Genomic DNA, 1,671 nt, shown 5'->3' on the forward strand with positions numbered 1-1,671 from the left:
CTGTTGAGTGCTCTGATGCATGAGAAGCTATGCGGGGGAGCGGCGAGGTGGCACCACGTCGTACGATCAACCCGAAGGATAGACTATCATGTCCAAAGTCGACGATCTCAGCCGATCAATCACTGTATTGGATCAAGCTCGCACTGTGCTCGTCGTTGTAGAAATGAGTCAAAATAACTGGCTGGTGGCCGGAATGCTTCCCGGCGTTCAGCGACACCCCCTCAAGAAACTCGATCCCGATCCCAATGCATTGCTCGGTTTGATCGCGCGTTGGCGATCGGAGGCGGAGGCTGCGGGCATGCCGATAGACCGGGTCGCGCTGGCCTTCGAGGCTGGGCGAGACGGCTTCTGGCTGGCCCGGTGGCTGCAGACGCGAGGCATAGACGCTCACGTCATCCATTCAACCAGCGTCGCCGTGAACCGTGAACACCGACGGGCGAAAACCGACAGGCTAGACACGGCCATGCTGATGCGCGTGTTCCTGGGTTGGCTGCGTGGCGAGCGTGGCCACTGCCGCATGGTGGCGATCCCATCACTGGCGGAAGAGGATGCCAAGCGGCCGAGCCGCGAGCGGGAGAACCTGGTCAGCGAGAAAACGCGGATAGTCAATCGCATGAAAGGGGCGCTGGCTCGGCTCGGCATCCGTGGCTTCAAGCCCGAGCTTCGCCGGGCGCCGAAGAAGTTGCCGGACCTGCGCACTTCGGAAGGACAGCCGCTTCCGCCGAATATGCTGGAAGAGATGCGGCGCGACATGGCTCGGCTTGCGGTGGTGCGCGATCAGATCACGACGATTGAAAAAGCCAGAGTTGCCCAGCTTGAGCAGGCGCCCGCGTCGGGGTATAATGCAATGGTTGTGCTATTGGCGCGCGTGATTGGTGTCGGGATTGAGACAGCCGACATGCTGGTCCACGAGGTGCTTAGCCGCAACCTCAGAGACCGGCGCGCGGTGGCGCGTTACGCCGGTCTGACAGGCTCCCCCGACGAGAGCGGATCTAAACGACGCGAAAAGGGGTTGGCCAAGGCAGGCAACGCCCGGGTGCGACGCGGGCTGATCCAATTGGCCTGGCGCTTCCTGAGATTCCAAAAGAATAGCGAACTGACGCAATGGTTCCAGGCACGAGCGGCACAGGGCGCCCGCAAGACGACGATGATCGTGGCGCTCGCACGCAAGTTACTCATCGCGCTCTGGCGATTGGTTACCGTCGGCGAAATCCCGATGGGCGTCACATTGCGCCCGATGAACTGAACACACTGCAGGGCGCCTGACGGATCAACCGCCGTAATGACGCCCGCGCGTATCGATTCGAGGTGGCGGTGTCCCGATGGACACCATGGCGTTATTTGCCGTCATGAGAATGGGCCCGCCGCCTCGGAGCCTTGCTGCTGAAGCCAATGACTGCTTCATGGTCCGGGTCTTTTGCAGACCCACCGAATACAAGGTTGCGGCGTAATGCGATGCGCCCAAAGGCAGGCTCCCCTCGAATTTGATGCTCGCGGACCAATGCACAAGGCAGTGACCAACCGTTCTGTTATGGCTATCCTGACCGCTTTACCGCGAAATCAGTGAAGGCCCCTTGACAACGAAATCCCCATACAAGGTGTCCACCAAAATAGGTGGACACCTTGTGATGGAAGAAGATGAGCAGAAACTGCGGGTGAGGCTTGTCGGTC

1 protein-coding gene is annotated in these 1,671 nt (G+C 60.3%); it reads left to right on the forward strand.

Annotated features, from left to right (window positions below; all coding sequences use genetic code 11):
• The first annotated feature begins 88 nt into the window (after nucleotides 1-88).
• Complete coding sequence (locus NKH17_RS33275) at nucleotides 89-1,246, forward strand: IS110 family RNA-guided transposase (RefSeq protein WP_352443096.1); 1,158 nt, start codon at nucleotides 89-91, stop codon at nucleotides 1,244-1,246.
• The last annotated feature ends 425 nt before the right edge of the window (nucleotides 1,247-1,671 follow it).

This window comes from Mesorhizobium sp. M1334 (assembly GCF_040317995.1).
In the GTDB taxonomy this organism is placed as follows: Bacteria; Pseudomonadota; Alphaproteobacteria; order Rhizobiales; family Rhizobiaceae; genus Mesorhizobium.

What these genes read in the sequence shown, in the direction of transcription:
- NKH17_RS33275 (WP_352443096.1), top strand. Translation starts at nt 89, where the DNA reads ATGTCCAAAGTCGACGATCTCAGCCGATCAATCACTGTATTGGATCAA.